A 15,107-nucleotide genomic window follows, 5' to 3' on the forward strand; every position below is an offset into this window, starting at 1 on the left:
CAGGAATGGCGCTATCGCTTCTCGATGACGAGGCTCTGCACCGCGCGGCCAAAGTAGCCCTGCCGATCCGCCAGCCGCGACATCGCGAGGCCCGCGCCGTCGGGGCCGATCCAGGATTCGCCGTCGAGCAGGATCCACTCGCCGACCGGCTGACGCGCAAAGTTCACGGTCAGGTCGGCGTTGATGAAGGTCCAGGCTCGGAAGTCGAGCGTCGAAGCCGTGCCGTTGGAAAAGTCGGCGGCGACTACGGCGCGCATCGCCTGCGAGAGCGCCTCGCCCTCGATCAGCGGGTGATCGACGCGAAACCAGATCGCACCGGCACCGGCCTTGCCGAAGCGACCGCGCGCGGCGCGCATCGAAACCGATCGCACGAACGGACTGGTGGCGGCATGACCGTCCTCGACGAGCGAGTCCTCCGGCGAGGGCAGCGTCACCGGCAACTCCGCGACGTCGTCGGGCAGACTCAAGGCCTGGCGCTTGATCTTCAGTACGGTGGCACCGACCACCTGCACGCCGTCGGCGAGCAGCTTGATTTCACAGAGCTGGATCTTGCGGCCCTCGCGCAAAACACCTGTTACGATGGTCAGCGGCGCCACCGGGACCGGGCGCATCAGGTCGATGGTGACGCGCGCAATGTTCATCGGCACCGGTGTCGGAATGCGCTCGGCCGCCCACGTCACCAGCGAGGCCGGCGCCGAGCCGTGCTGCATACGATGGTCCCAGGGTCCCGCGGCGTCAGGGCTGGTGACGACGTTGTTTCCGTCGACACGGTAGATGGGGGTCATGTTCTGCTCGATCTCTCGGCTGGCATTCCCGGACGCAGCAGCGTCGCAAGCTGCGGCGCGTCCGGGCCACCAAGACTACAACGGCGGGTCAATCGCCTCGTCGTATTCCTTCTTGAAGCGCGCGATAAGCTCTGCGGCGGGCAAGACCTTGTCCACGCTGCCGATGCCCTGGCCCGAGCCCCATATCTCCTTCCACGCCTTCGGCTTGGCACGCTCGCCGGAGGCGTCGGTGCCGAAGTTCATCTTGGAGGGATCCGAGGTCGGAAGGTTCTCGGGGTCCATGCCGGCGGCAAGGATCGAGGGCTTCAGGTAATTGCCATGCACGCCGGTGAAGAGGTTGGAGTAGACGATGTCGTCGGCCGTCGAGCCTGCGATCATCTCCTTGTACTTCTCGACCGCGTTGGCTTCCTTGGTGGCAATGAAGGCCGAGCCGATATAGGCGAAGTCGGCGCCGAGAATGCGCGCGGCGCGGATCGCCCTGCCGTTGCCGATGGCGCCGGACAGCGCGATCGGACCGTCGAACCACTTTCGTGTTTCGGCAACGAAAGCCAGCGGCGAGATGGTGCCGGCATGGCCGCCGGCGCCGGCCGCGACCAGGATCAGGCCGTCGGCGCCCTTCTCGATCGCCTTGTGCGCGAATTTCTGGTTGATCACGTCGTGGAGGACGATGCCGCCCCAGCCGTGCACCGCCTGGTTCAGCTCTTCGCGTGCGCCGAGCGAGGAGATGACCATCGGCACCTTGTACTTGGCGCAGAGCTGCATGTCGTGATCGAGCCGATTGTTCGACTTGTGCACGATCTGGTTGACCGCGAACGGCGCCGAAGGCTTGTCGGGATGGGCACGGTCATAGGCCGCAAGCTCCTCGGTGATCCGTGCCAGCCACTCGTCGAGCAGCTCCGGCGGCCGCGCGTTCAGCGACGGGAACGAGCCGACCACACCCGCCTTGCACTGCGCGATCACCAGATCAGGCACCGAGATGATGAAGAGCGGCGAGCCGATCACCGGGATCGACAGGCGCCCCTTGAACAGGGCAGGCATGGACATTGCGGAACGATCCTCTATTGGCGGTCAAACTGAAGTTGGGAGCCATACCAACAAGGCAATCTTTCCACTGTCAAGTATTGCGTTTTGACGCCGGTCCGCAGCCACCGTTCCGACAATTCCAACGCACGGAATTCCCCTTCCGTCATTCCGGGGCGACGCGCAGCGTCGTGCCCGGAATCCATCGGGCTACAGCGCAAATGGCGAAATGGATTCTCGGATGCGCAATTGCGCATCATAGCTCGCGCTACGCGCGCCCCGGAATGACGGGAGAGACCGCGCCTACCCAATCAGATCCGGATTGATCAGCCGCTCGAACGAGAACATCTCGTCCCACTTCTCCTGCGTCAGCAGCTTGCGCTCGACCACCACGATCTGGTGCAGCGACTTGCCGCTCTTGTAGCCCTCGCGCGCGATCTCGGCGCATTGCTTGTAGCCGAGCAGAGGCTTCAGCACGGTGACGATGCCGAGCGAGTTCAGCACCATGTTGCGGGTGTGCTCCTCATTGGCGGTGATGCCGACCACACAGTTCTCGCGCAGGCTGTTGACGGCACGCTCCATGGTGCGGATCGAGAAGAACAGCGCGAACGAGATCACCGGCTCCATCACGTTGAGCTGCAGCTGGCCGGCGCTGGCTGCCAGCGTCACCGTGGTGTCGAGCCCGATGACGAGGAAGCTGGTCTGGTTGACGACCTCGGGGATCACGGGATTGACCTTGCCCGGCATGATCGACGAGCCCGGCTGCAATTGCGGCAGGTTGATCTCGTTGAAGCCGGCGCGCGGGCCGGAGGCGAGCAGGCGGATGTCGTTGCATATCTTCGTCAGCTTGCTCGCGGTGCGCTTGAGCACGCCGGAGAGTTGCACATAGGCGCCGGTGTCCGAGGTCGCCTCGACCAGGTCACCGGCGAGAATGAAATCGACGCCGGTCAGCGCACTGAGATGACTGACGGCGAGCTTGGGATAGCCGTGCGCCGCTGTGACGGAGGTGCCGATCGCGGTGGCGCCGAGATTGATCTCGCGCAGCAGCGTCCGTGCCTCGGAGATGCGATCGACCTCCTCGCCCATGGTGGTGCCCCATCCCCGGAATTCCGCGCCGAGCGACATCGGCACGGCGTCCTGGAGATGCGTACGGCCCATCTTCAGCACGCGATCGAACTCGCGGCCCTTGGCGAAGAACGCCTCCTGGAGCTGCCGCAACGCCGTCATGTAGCTTTCGAGCCGCAGGATCAGCGCGAGCCGAAAGGCGGTCGGATAGGTGTCGTTGGTGGACTGGCCGTAGTTCACATGATCGTTGGGACTGACGTGCTGGTAGTCACCCTTCTTGAAGCCGAGCGATTCCAGCGCGAGATTGGCGATCACCTCGTTGGCGTTCATGTTGGTGGAGGTGCCGGCGCCGCCCTGGATGAAGTCGGTGACGAACTGATCCATCATGTCGCCGGCAATGACGCGGTCGCAGCCGAGGATGATCGCGTCCGCGACCTTGGCGTCGACCGCGCCGAGGTCGCGGTTGGCCATCGCCGCGGCCTTCTTGACGTAACCGAGCGCCTTCACGAAGTAAGGCTCCTGGTTCATCGGAATGCCGGTGATGTGGAAGTTCTCCTTCCCGCGGATGGTCTGGACGCCGTAGTAGATGTCGTCGGCGATCTCACGCTGTCCGAGGAAGTCCTGCTCCGTGCGGCTCATGGGCGCTCCTTGTTGCTGGTGCGCGGCGTCATCGCTTCAGTTCTGGCACAGCGCGCTTGTCACGAAAGTGTCGGTGCGGCAGTCGTCCGGCTTGCGTTGCCTGCCCGGAATGAGAACCTTGGCCGAGCATTTCTCTGCGGAGTCGGCGTTCAGGCTCTTGCCTTCCTTGTAGCCCTTGCTCTGGCAAAGCTGGTCGGCGGCCTGCTTGCAATCGGGCGCGCCGTTTGACGACGCCGGACAGGCCATGCGCCCCGACACCATGGTAGATGGCTTCGCCAGGCGCGACAGGTCGTTCATGGTCTCGCTCGGGCTTTTGATCGGCGGCAGGATCGAGGGCAGCTTGTCGAACAGCTTGCCCATTTCGTTGATCAGCCCGGGATTTTCCTCGCGAACCGGTGGGGCGGGCGTCGAGGGCGGCGGCGCCTGCGGGGCCTGCTCCTGCACGCCGAGCGACGGCGGCGCGGATTGCGGCCATGCCGTCCCGCCAGCACCGAGCAGGAGCGAAAGCACCGCGAATATCAGCGTCCCCAGTCGCAGGACCGGACTGCCGGATCGAACCATCATGACGGCAACCGTAGCCGAAGCGGGCGCCGCGGCAAAGCCGCCGCAGCGCTAGATCAACTTGATTGCAATGACAAAGCCCAGCACCAGCACGGCGGCGCCGAGCGCGACCCACAATCCGAGATGCTTCTCGATCCTGACCCGGATCCAGTCGCCATAGCGATTGAGCAGGATCGCCACGATGAAGAAACGTCCACCGCGCGCAACGATCGAGCACAGGATGAACAGTCCGATATTGTAGCCGGCGAAACCCGAAGTGATGGTGACGAGCTTGTAGGGGATCGGCGTCAGCCCCTTGAGCAGGATGATCACCGCGCCCCACTCCGCGTAGGAGGCGCGGAAAGCGTCGACCTTGTCGCCGAGGCCATAGACCTGGATCAGCCAGTGGCCCACCGAGTCGAACAGCAGCGCGCCGATGGCATAGCCGAGCAGGCCGCCCACGACGGACGTCGCGGTGCAGATTGCAGCATAGAGCCAGGCGCGCTGCGGGCGCGCCAACGACATCGGAATCAGCATCACGTCCGGCGGGACCGGGAAGAAGGAGCTTTCAGCGAAAGCCACGGCGCCCATGATCCAGAGCGCGTAAGGCTTGTGAGCGGCGTCGATGCACCAGTCGTAGATACGTTTCAGCATGGCGCCGCGATGAAGCACCATGGGGCGGATTTGTCCATCGCGAGTTTTGTGACGCTCTGGTGGCGCCTAGTGGCGTTTGCGCGCCACGCGGCCTTCGAGCGCGACAATTGGCCGCCTGGCGGCTACGCCCGGTGACGCAACTTTGGGCAGCTTCATCGGCGACTTCGGCAGCTTCTCGGCGATCCCGAGCATGTCTTCCCGCCGCGCCATTTCGCGCCAGACGTCTTCAGGGCGCACACCGGCCGAGGCCCAAAGCACAGTGAGATTGTAGAGCAGATCGGCGCTTTCCCGAATCACGGCATCGCTGTCGCCATTGACGGCATCGATGACGACTTCGATCGCCTCCTCTGCCAGCTTCTTCGCCATTTTGGATGGGCCGCGCTGAAACAGCCGGGCCGTACGCGAGGTTGCCGGATCAAGATCTCTGGCCGCGAGCACAGCCAGATATAGCCGCTCAAGCGAATCACTCATGGTACTCAAAACTACTCTAAACCAATGGCGAGCGCGTTAACGCGCGGCAATAAAGCAAAAAACAGACCGCCGCGGCAAGCGCGACGGCCCGCTATGGTTAGGACCAGCCAGCCGGACTTAGTAGCAAGACCCAATCGAGCCCTGGCCGCCCTGCGCAGACTGATAGGGGCCGCCGCAACGGTGGAACGGACGCGGGCCATAATAGGAGCCGCCGCCGTAATAGGCCGGAGCTTCATCATAGTAGACGGGACCGCCGCCATAATAGGCCGGGGCATCATAGGCATAGGCGTCGCGGGTCGCGGCGATCGCAAGTCCGGTACCAATGGCACCGGCAATCGCCGCGCCGGCAAAGGCCGCACCACCGCCGCCATGCCAATGGCGGCCGCCTGCGTAAGAGGCAGTCGGTGCGACCGCGCTCAGCGCCAGCAATGCGGCAGTTGCGATAACGGCCTTGCGGCCGGCAAATCCCGAAAATCTGTTAAACATGTCCTGGGACCCTCCTTGGGACCTCGAATGGTGCCTGACGACAGGCTTATGTCTTTCAAACACCCGCAGCCCATGTTGGGTTCCGCAACCCCAACACAAGCTGAACGGGGTTGCGTGATCGTGACGCAACCGCCGCTCATCCGCCGTTCATGTTGGCGCGCGCAGGCTCATCGCCGGCCGGCGCTGCGAGCGTCACAAAACCACAACAATGCGGGACCGGCGTAGCTCATGTCAGGATTCAAGACGATCGTCCTTCGCGGCCTGCTGGTCCTTGCAATCTCGCTTGCCGCACCGACGACGCGCGACGTCATGGCCGCCGAGACCGCCGCCCCCTCCACTGCGATCCACTTCACTTTCGATCGTCCGATCGATGCGAGCATGGCGCCGTTCTTCCTTGCCGCAAAGGACGGCGGCTTCGGCACTGAGCGTCTCAACGTGACCTTCAACATCGCGGCCGGATCGCCGGAAACACTCGCGCGCGTCGCCAAGGGCGACAGCGAGCTCGCGCTCGTCGACATCAACGAACTCATTCGCTTTCGCGGCAAGGACGATGCCGCACCGCTCAAGGCAGTGTTCGTGCTGTTCAACCGCGCGCCCTACGCCATCGTCGCCCGCAGGAGTCGCGGCATCCATCTCCTGCCCGACCTCGACGCCAAGACTGTCGGCGTTGTCGACGGCGATCTGTCAATGCGGTTGTGGCCGGCGCTGGCGCAGCAGAACGGCATCAACACCCAGAACGTGAAATTCCACAAGATGAGCGCGGCGGTGCGCGAGCCGATCCTGTCCGCGGGGCAGGTCGATGCCGTCGCCGGCTTCAGCTATCTCTCGGCGGTGAACCTGCGCGATCGCGGCGTACCCGGTGCCGATCTCGTCGTGCTGCACTTTGCCGATTATGGCTGCGAGGCCTACGGCTTTGCCGTGGTGGCCAATCCCGCCTTCGCCGCGACCAGACCCGAGGCGGTGAAGGGTTTTGTTCGCGCCTTGATCGCCGGCATCAATGCGAGCATCAAAGAGCCGGCGCGCGCGGCAAACGAGGCCGCAAGCCGCATCGATGACGGGGACCGCGATCGGGAGCTTGAACGCCTGCGCACCGTGCTCGTCGACAACGTCCTGACCGACGAGGTCAGGCGCAATGGCCTCGGCGGCATCGACCCGGCGCGCCTGGAGCGCTCGATCGACCAGATCGCGCAGGACTTCAAATTCCGCAAGAAGCCGGCGGCGGGTGATATCTTCGACGACCGGTTCCTGCCGCCGGTCGCCGGGCGGCTTATCAATTGAGCAAAACTGACAGCTTCCGCTGTATCTGGTGCCCGATCCCTGATTAGAATATCGGCTCACCTCGTTCGATCCGCCCGAGTTCGTCCACGCATGTCCATTTTCAGCCTTTACACCCGCGTTCTCGAGCTCCTCGGCAAGGAGGCACGGCTGGGCTGGCTGCTGGCGTTTGCCAATCTGCTGCTGGCCGCCTCGCAGTTCGCCGAGCCTGTACTGTTCGGCCGAATCGTCGACGTGCTCTCGGGCAAGACGGTCGCCGGGTCGAGTTCGGCCTGGCCATTCCTGATCGCCTGGGTCGCGTTCGGGCTGTTCACCATCGCCTGCAGCGCACTTGTGGCCCTGCAGGCCGACCGGCTGTCCCACCGTCAGCGCCAGGCGGTGTTGACCGACTATTTCGAGCACATCCTGCAACTGCCGCTGACCTTCCACTCCGGCACCCATTCCGGCCGGCTGATGAAGGTGATGCTCAACGGCACCGACGCGTTGTGGCGGCTGTGGCTCGGCTTCTTCCGTGAGCATTTTGCCGCGATCCTGTCAGTCGTGGTGCTGCTGCCGCTGTCGCTTTACCTGAACTGGCGGCTCGCGGTCCTGCTGTTCGTGCTCTGCGTCGTCTTCACGGCGCTGACGACCTTCGTCGTGCGCAAGACCTTCGGCATGCAGATGCAGGTCGAGGAGCACTATAGCGAGCTCTCCGCCCGCGCTTCTGACGCGCTCGGCAACGTCGCGCTGGTGCAGAGCTTCGTTCGCGTCGAATCCGAGGTGAAGGGGCTGCGTTCCGTCGCCGACGAGTTGCTGGCCGCGCAGATGCCGGTGCTGTCCTGGTGGGCGCTCGTTACCGTGATCACGCGCGCCTCCACCACCATCACGGTGCTCGCGATCTTCTCGCTCGGCATCGCCCTCCACGACCAGGGCCTCACCTCGGTCGGTGAGATCGTGATGTTCGTGAGCTTCGCGACGATGCTGATCCAGAAGCTCGAGCAGGTCGTGAGCTTCATCAACAACGTATTCATGGAAGCCCCGCGCCTGCGCGAGTTTTTCAATGTGCTCGACGCCGTACCCGCGGTCCACGACCGCTCCGACGCGATCGACGCGGGCCGGTTCTCCGGCCTCGTCGAGTTCAACGACGTGACCTTTTCCTATGACGGCAAGCGGCCGGCGATCGAAGACCTCTCCTTCACTGCATTGCCTGGCCAGACCATCGCGCTGGTCGGCCCGACCGGTGCCGGCAAATCCACCGCGATCGCACTGTTGCATCGCGCCTTCGATCCACAATCCGGCTTCATCAAGATCGACGGCATGGACGTGCGCGGCGTTACGCTGACTTCGCTGCGCCGGAACATCGGCGTCGTGTTCCAGGAAGCGCTCTTGTTCAACCGCTCGATCGAGGAGAACCTGCGCGTCGGCAAGCCGGATGCGACCGAGGCCGAGATGCGCAAGGCCGCGGAGCGCGCACAGGCACTCGAATTCATCGAGCGCAGCGGCGGCTTCCAGACCAACGCCGGCGAGCGCGGCCGCATGCTCTCCGGCGGCGAGCGGCAGCGGTTGTCGATCGCCCGCGCGCTGCTGAAGGACCCGCCGATCCTGATCTTGGACGAGGCCACCAGCGCGCTCGATGCCGTGACCGAGGCCAAGGTGAACGCCGCTCTCGACGAAGTGATGAAGGGCCGTACCACTTTCGTGATCGCCCACCGCCTCTCCACCATCCGCAATGCCACGCGGATCCTGGTGTTCGAGAACGGACGCGTGATCGAGAGCGGAACTTTCGATGAACTCGTCGCCAAAGCCGGCCATTTCGCCGAACTGGCGAAAGCCCAGTTCATGGTGCAGGAACAATCACAAGCGAATGCACGGGCCAGCGTGACGGCCGCCGAGGCTGCCGCGACAGCAGCCAAATCCCCTTAGCAAGTCCTCATGGCACCGTCGAAATTCGGCCTATTTCATCGCTGAATACCCGGCCGAACCCCCTGTTCTCGACGCACGAGCCAGTATAGGTTTGCGACGCCGCAAGCGGCGGCGCCGGATTTCAGAACCGAACATCAGATCACGAGAGCCGTCCGGGAACAGGCGGGTCTCCAAGGACCGGAAATCGGATAGTGCACGCCCTTCGCCCGCTGCTTCGCAAGTCCCTGTTCAATCTGTTTGCTGCGACCCTCGCATGTGCGGCACTGCTTGCGCCACGCGCGGCGAACGCCGAAGCGCTGCTCCTGATCGAAGCCGACAGCGGCAAGGTGTTGCAGGCGGATAACGCGACGATCCCGTGGTATCCGGCCTCCGTCACCAAGATCATGACCGCCTATGTGACATTGAAGGCGGTGAAGGACGGCAGGCTCACGCTCGACACGCTGCTCACGGTGTCGCCGACGGCCGCCTCGCAGTCGCCCTCGAAGATGGGATTCCGTCCGGGAACACAGCTCACCGTCGACAACGCGCTGAAGATGATGATGGTCAAGTCGGCGAACGACATGGCCGTGGTGCTCGCCGAAGGCGTCGGCGGCTCGATCGACGGCTTCTCCGCGATGATGAACGACACCGCGCAGAAGCTCGGCATGACGCAGACGAGCTACGTCAATCCGAACGGACTGCCCGCTGACGGTCAGATCACCTCGGCGCGCGACCTCGGCATTCTCGCGCGCTCGTTCCTGCGCGACCTGCCGGAATACGAATACTTCGTGCACATCCCGGCGATCCGTTTCGGCAAGCGCGTCACCGGCAATTTCAATAAGCTGATCGGCCGCTACCCCGGCGCGGACGGTTTCAAGACCGGCTTCATCTGCGCCTCGGGCTACAATCTCGTCGCATCGGCCACGCGCAACGGCCGCCGGCTGATCGCCGTCGTGCTCGGCGCCAGCTCCGGCACCGCGCGCGCGGTGAAGGCGGCGCAATTGCTCGAGCGCGGCTTCGGGCAGGACAATCTCACCTGGCTCCGCCCCTCGCTCGGCACCGTCGACAAGCTGGTACCGGTCGACGCCTCGCCGCCGAACCTGCGCGACGACATGTGCGGCGGCCATCGCAAGCGGCCGGCGAGCGACGACGACGACGCCCTGATCGCGGCCAATGGCGGCACCTCCGGGTCGGCCTCCGCCACCGGTGGCGAAGCCCAGGTGACGTTCTTCACGGCCGGGCTGCAGCCGCCCCTGATGAAGGCCTCCGAGCTGATGGCTTCGGCTCCAGCGGCGGCCGAGCCCGTGCTGGTCTATACCGGCCCGACCCGCACCGGCACCGCCCTGATCGCGGCGGTTGCGGCTGACGCCGACCAACAAACGGTTACGAAGCCGCGTGGCAAGAAGTCGCGCGTTGCCAAGAAGCCTGATGCCGCAGACAAGCCGAAAGACGCGGCGCCCAAGATCGCGGCCGCGAAGCCGGCGGCGGTGAAGCCTGAGCCGAAGGCCGGCGCTAAGCAGGCGGCCAAGCCGGCTGGCGCCAAGCATGCCGCGGCCAAGCCGGATGCAGCAGCAAAACCTGCGGCAAGCGCTGATCAGCCAGCCAAACCCGCCAAGCCGAAGGCCGCGACCAAGCCTGCCGCCAAGCCAGCCAACAGCAGTTAACGCCCCTCGGAATTAAACCGCAGCCTGCGCTTCGCACTTGCGGCAGCGCGGTTTGCGATGATTCCAGTAGCCACTCCCCGGCCTTTGTCTTAAGCCTCCACGACTTGCCACCCGTTCCGGCAGGCTCGATACTGCCGGCAATGGGGCAAGCCCGAGACACAACGGGCTCTGGTGTAGGAGAGGGGAGTTTCCATGGAGCGCATCTGGCTCAAGCAATATCCGCCCGGCGTGCCCGCTGATATCGATCCGGCGCAATACGCATCGCTGGTCGACCTCTTGGAGGAGAGCTTTGCCAAGTTCGCCGACCGCAAGGCGTTCATCTGCATGGACAAGTCGATCAGCTATCGCGACCTCGACCAGATGTCGCTGGCGCTTGCCGCCTATTTGCAGGGACGCGGCCTGCAGCGCGGCGCCCGCGTCGCGATCATGATGCCGAACGTGCTGCAGTACCCGGTTGCGACCGCGGCCGTGCTGCGCGCCGGATATGCGGTGGTCAACGTCAACCCGCTCTACACCCCGCGCGAGCTCGAGCATCAGCTCAAGGATTCCGGCGCCGAAGCCATCATCGTGCTGGAGAATTTCGCCCACACCGTCGAGCAGGTGATTGCGAAGACTGCGGTCAAGCATGTCATCGTCGGCAGCATGGGCGACTTGCTCGGCTTCAAGGGCGTGATCGTCAATCTCGTCGTTCGCCGCGTCAAGAAGATGGTGCCGGCATGGTCGCTGCCGGGGGCGGTCTCCTACAACGACGCGGTGTCGGCCGGCCGCTCTCTTGCCTTCAACAAGCCGAAGCTGTCGCCCGGCGACGTCGCCTTCCTGCAATATACCGGCGGCACCACTGGCGTCTCCAAGGGCGCCACCCTGCTCCATCGCAACATCGTCGCCAACGTCTTGCAGAACGACGCCTGGCTCCAGCCGGCGCTCGCCGCACCCCCGCATGTCGACCAGCTCATGATCGTCTGCGCGCTGCCCCTCTATCACATCTTCGCGCTGACGGCCTGCTACCTGCTCGCGGTACGCGCCGGCGGCTGCAATCTGCTGATCCCCAATCCGCGCGACATCCCCGGCTTCGTCAAGGAGCTGGCGAAGTACCAGGTCAACAGCTTCCCGGCCGTCAACACGCTCTATAACGGCCTGATGCATCATCCCGACTTCAAGAAACTCGATTTCTCCAAGCTGAAGATCTCCAACGGCGGCGGCATGGCCGTGCAGCGCCCCGTCGCCGAGCAGTGGAAGGCGATTACGGGCTGCTCGATCGCGGAAGGCTACGGCCTGTCGGAGACTGCGCCGACGCTGACCTGCAATACCGCGACCAATTCCGAGTTCAACGGCACCATCGGCATCCCCGTGCCCTCGACCTGGATCTCGATCCGTGACGACGACGGCAACGAAGTGCCGCTCGGCCAGCCCGGCGAAATCTGCGCCAAGGGTCCGCAGGTGATGTCGGGCTACTGGAACCGGCCGGAAGAGACCGCGAAGGTGATGACGGCGGACGGCTATTTCCGCACCGGCGACATCGGCATCATGGACGAGACCGGCTACACCAAAATCGTCGATCGCAAGAAGGACATGATCCTGGTCTCCGGCTTCAACGTCTATCCGAACGAGATCGAGGAAGTGATCGCGAGCCACCCGGGCGTGCTCGAATGCGCCGTGATCGGCGTTCCTGATAGTGGGTCCGGCGAAGCGGTGAAGGCTTTCGTGGTGAAGAAGGATTCGAATCTCGCGGCCGAGGACGTGACCAGGTTCTGCCGCGAGCAGCTCACCGGCTACAAGGTGCCCAAGCAGATCGAATTCCGCACCGAACTGCCCAAGACCAATGTCGGCAAGATTCTGCGGCGGCAGCTCCGCGACGAGAAGAAGGCCGAGGCGGCGTAAGGTTCATGACTGACGCCGGTCACATCACGCCGGACGGCATTCTCGCCTTCTGGCGCGAGGCCGGCAGCGAGCGCTGGTACAAGCGCGACGACGCGTTCGACGCGCAGATCCGGCACCGCTTTCTCGCGCTGTGGCAGACGGCGGCCGCCGGCGAGCTGGCATCATGGGAAGACAATGACGACGGCGCGCTCGCGCTCGTCATCGTGCTCGACCAGTTTCCCCGCAACATGTTTCGCGGCACACCGCAGGCCTTTGCCAGCGACGCGCTGGCGCGGGATGTCGCCCGCCGAGCTATCGGGCGAGGCACAGATCGCAGGATCGCCCCTGTCCTGCTCGAATTCCTCTATATGCCCTTCATGCATTCCGAGCAGCTGCCCGACCAGCTGCACTGCGTCGCGTTGTTTCAGAACACCGACAATGCTGAAAACCTGAAGTTCGCCCGGGAGCATGCCGAGATCATCCGCCGGTTCGGCCGATTCCCTCACCGCAACCGCCTGCTTGGACGCGAGACCACAGAGGACGAGCAGGCTTTCCTCGACAATGGCGGTTTTGCGGGCTGATGACATCACGGTGAGCGGCCCCGGCCCTCGCGGCGTCTTCCGCCGGCAATATTGTACAGGCCCGCAGCACGGTCTACAAAGCGGGACCGAATTCCAGGGAGACTGACGATGGCGATCCAGATTGGCGAGAAGCTGCCCGAGGCGAAGTTCCGCGTGATGACGGCGGAAGGTCCGCAGGTGAAGACCACCGACGATATCTTCAAGGGCAAGAAGGTGGCGCTGTTCGCGGTGCCCGGCGCCTACACCGGCACCTGTCACAAGATGCACCTGCCGAGCATCTTTCTCAACGCCTACGCCATCAAGGACAAGGGCGTCGACAGCATCGCCATCGTCTCCGTCAACGACGCCTTCGTGATGAACGCCTGGAAGCGCGACACCGACCAGCGCGACGAGGCCGTCTTCCTCGCGGACGGCAATGCCGATTTCACCAAGGCGATCGGCATGGAGCTGGATGCCTCCGCCAACGGCCTCGGCATCCGCTCCAAGCGCTACTCGATGCTGGTCGAGGACGGCGTGGTGAAGAAGCTGAATCTCGAGGCGATGCCCGGCAAGGTCGAAGTGTCCGGCGGCGATACACTGCTGGGGCAGCTGTAAGCTTTAGGCCCAGCTCGTCCACCAGCGACACTGTCATGCCCCGCGAAGGCGGGGCATCCAGTACGCCGAGACTTCTCGGCTGAATCACATCTGCCTCTGGAATACTTCATCGCCCGCCCCAGTGCGCAAATGCGCACAAGGCGGCGATGACAGTTGAAATTGCAGCGACAGCCGGGTGAGCCCCCTACTTCTTCTTCGGCCGCGCCTTCGGCTCGGGCGCGAGCGCCTGCGGGTCAAAGCCGACATAGAAGATATAGGAATCCGCGACCGCGGCCGAAGGCACCGGATAGGCCAGATCCTCGGCGACGAAGGTGAAGGGCACGCTGCCGCCTTCCGCCATCTCGACCGTGGTCCGATAGGCCTTCGAGGCGATCACCTTCTCGCCGACGCCGCCCTGCACCACGGCGATGCGCAGGGGCACATCGACCGTAGCTGGCGCACCGGCGGGACCGGCGATGACGCGTCCCTGGATACCGATCCGGGCCGTGATGTCGCCGCCACTGCGGAAGCATTCGCGCGCCATCTTGGTGATGGTGGCCTGGAAGCGGACCTCATTGCCGACGGCCGGCTTGCCGGTGGCTCCGACTGCATAGGTGGAGGCTCCGGCGCGCACCGTGACCGGCGGGCAATCGACGTCGTCATCGGCCGGCTGGCCGGGCGCAGGTGCCGGCTTGGGCTGGGCCGGCTCGTCCGACTTGCCGCCAAACAGGCCCTTGAAGCGGTCGGTCAGCGACTGCGCCGAGGCCGGCGAGACGGCCGCAAGCGACACCGAGAGCGCCAATACGATCACCGGGCCCTGCCGCAGCACATGCCGCAATGATCGAAGCTGCTTCACCATCAACGCCTGTACTCCATGACAATCTTCCGGCCGATCGCCGGCCGGCCAGCGGTTTATATCGCCAAAATCGGCGAACCCAAGGCAAGTAAAATAAGGCAGCCCCCGGAGACTTTGGCCCGATGGATAGCGGGCTCAGCCGCGGAAATCCTCGTGCAGCAGGCCGAACAGCAGATGGTCCTGCCAGACCCCGTTGATGCACAGATAGCGGCGCGCCAGCCCCTCGCGGGTGAAACCGCACTTCTCCAGCACCCGGATCGACGGCGCATTGGTGGGGATGCAGGCGGCCTCGACCCGGTGCAGATTGAGCTCGCCGAACAGCGTCGGCAGCAGCACCCGGAGCGCCGCCGTCATGTAGCCGCGATGGGCATTGGGCTTGCCGACCCAGTAGCCGATGGTGCCGGCCTGGACGATGCCGCGCCGGACATTGGCCAGCGTGATGCCGCCGACCATGGCGCCGTCGAGCTCGCGGAAGATCAGGAAGGGATAGGAGCGGTCCGCGGCAATGTCCTCGGAATAGCGGCGCAGACGGCGGCGGAAGCCGGACCGGGTGAGGTCGTCCGACGGCCAGATCGGCTCCCAGGGCGTCAAATAATCGCGGCTGGACTCGCGCAGATGCGCCCATTGCAGGAAGTCCGACATCTGCGGGGCGCGCAGCAAAAGTCCGTTACCGCGCGGCGCGAGGGCGGCGGGTCCACTGGATGGCAGGCGAAACAGGGCCATGGTGATGCTTCCCGGGGCAGATCAGCCCGTGCGCGCG

The 15,107-nt window shown here is 64.6% G+C and carries 15 protein-coding genes; 6 read left to right on the forward strand and 9 right to left on the reverse strand.

The features are described from left to right. Positions 1-11: 11 nt before the first annotated feature. The 7 genes from WHZ77_RS30730 to WHZ77_RS30760 form a co-directional block, all read right to left on the reverse strand. Positions 12-785, reverse strand: coding sequence for a thioesterase family protein (locus WHZ77_RS30730; RefSeq protein ID WP_375311358.1), 774 nt, complete (start codon positions 783-785; stop codon positions 12-14). Positions 786-860: 75 nt separating this feature from the next. Further along, positions 861-1,829, reverse strand: coding sequence for an NAD(P)H-dependent flavin oxidoreductase (locus WHZ77_RS30735; protein ID WP_375311359.1), 969 nt, complete (start codon positions 1,827-1,829; stop codon positions 861-863). 279 nt (positions 1,830-2,108) lie between these two features. After that, positions 2,109-3,509 (reverse strand): aspartate ammonia-lyase, encoded by a 1,401-nt coding sequence (locus WHZ77_RS30740; RefSeq protein WP_375311360.1) that lies wholly within the window; start codon positions 3,507-3,509, stop codon positions 2,109-2,111. Positions 3,510-3,545: 36 nt separating this feature from the next. Next, positions 3,546-4,073, reverse strand: coding sequence for a hypothetical protein (locus WHZ77_RS30745; protein ID WP_375311361.1), 528 nt, complete (start codon positions 4,071-4,073; stop codon positions 3,546-3,548). Between the two features lie 48 nt (positions 4,074-4,121). Beyond that, positions 4,122-4,724 carry a YqaA family protein gene (locus WHZ77_RS30750; RefSeq protein WP_015688913.1) on the reverse strand — a complete coding sequence of 201 codons (603 nt, stop codon included), beginning with the start codon at positions 4,722-4,724 and terminating at the stop codon, positions 4,122-4,124. Positions 4,725-4,769: 45 nt separating this feature from the next. Further along, on the reverse strand, positions 4,770-5,174 hold the full coding sequence (gene hisE / locus WHZ77_RS30755) for a phosphoribosyl-ATP diphosphatase (protein WP_375311362.1): 405 nt from the start codon (positions 5,172-5,174) through the stop codon (positions 4,770-4,772). 117 nt (positions 5,175-5,291) lie between these two features. After that, positions 5,292-5,660 carry a hypothetical protein gene (locus WHZ77_RS30760; protein ID WP_375311363.1) on the reverse strand — a complete coding sequence of 123 codons (369 nt, stop codon included), beginning with the start codon at positions 5,658-5,660 and terminating at the stop codon, positions 5,292-5,294. A gap of 228 nt (positions 5,661-5,888) precedes the next feature. On the opposite strand from WHZ77_RS30760, the gene WHZ77_RS30765 reads away from it, so the two are divergent. The 6 genes from WHZ77_RS30765 to WHZ77_RS30790 all read left to right on the forward strand — a co-directional run bounded on the left by WHZ77_RS30765 (position 5,889) and on the right by WHZ77_RS30790 (position 13,512). Then, the gene (locus WHZ77_RS30765; protein ID WP_375311364.1) at positions 5,889-6,938 is read left to right on the forward strand and encodes an ABC transporter substrate-binding protein; all 1,050 of its coding nucleotides are present in this window, start codon (positions 5,889-5,891) and stop codon (positions 6,936-6,938) included. Between the two features lie 90 nt (positions 6,939-7,028). Beyond that, the gene (locus WHZ77_RS30770) at positions 7,029-8,837 is read left to right on the forward strand and encodes a glucan ABC transporter ATP-binding protein/ permease (RefSeq protein WP_375311365.1); all 1,809 of its coding nucleotides are present in this window, start codon (positions 7,029-7,031) and stop codon (positions 8,835-8,837) included. 191 nt (positions 8,838-9,028) lie between these two features. Next, positions 9,029-10,480 (forward strand): D-alanyl-D-alanine carboxypeptidase family protein, encoded by a 1,452-nt coding sequence (locus WHZ77_RS30775; protein ID WP_375311366.1) that lies wholly within the window; start codon positions 9,029-9,031, stop codon positions 10,478-10,480. Positions 10,481-10,672: 192 nt separating this feature from the next. Beyond that, positions 10,673-12,358: a long-chain fatty acid--CoA ligase gene (locus WHZ77_RS30780; RefSeq protein ID WP_375311367.1), complete on the forward strand. Its 1,686-nt coding sequence runs from the start codon at positions 10,673-10,675 to the stop codon at positions 12,356-12,358. Between the two features lie 5 nt (positions 12,359-12,363). Then, positions 12,364-12,918, forward strand: coding sequence for a DUF924 family protein (locus WHZ77_RS30785; RefSeq protein ID WP_375311368.1), 555 nt, complete (start codon positions 12,364-12,366; stop codon positions 12,916-12,918). Between the two features lie 108 nt (positions 12,919-13,026). Further along, a complete protein-coding gene (locus WHZ77_RS30790) occupies positions 13,027-13,512 on the forward strand; it encodes a peroxiredoxin (protein ID WP_375311369.1) in 486 nt (161 codons plus the stop codon). 184 nt (positions 13,513-13,696) lie between these two features. Here WHZ77_RS30790 and WHZ77_RS30795 read toward each other — a convergent pair whose 3' ends face one another. After that, positions 13,697-14,350: a hypothetical protein gene (locus WHZ77_RS30795; RefSeq protein WP_375311370.1), complete on the reverse strand. Its 654-nt coding sequence runs from the start codon at positions 14,348-14,350 to the stop codon at positions 13,697-13,699. A gap of 132 nt (positions 14,351-14,482) precedes the next feature. Beyond that, complete coding sequence (locus WHZ77_RS30800; protein ID WP_151646869.1) at positions 14,483-15,070, reverse strand: GNAT family N-acetyltransferase; 588 nt, start codon at positions 15,068-15,070, stop codon at positions 14,483-14,485. Between the last annotated feature and the right edge of the window lie 37 nt (positions 15,071-15,107).

The sequence above is a fragment of the Bradyrhizobium sp. A5 genome, from assembly GCF_042076515.1.
Classification (GTDB): domain Bacteria; phylum Pseudomonadota; class Alphaproteobacteria; order Rhizobiales; family Xanthobacteraceae; genus Bradyrhizobium; species Bradyrhizobium cosmicum.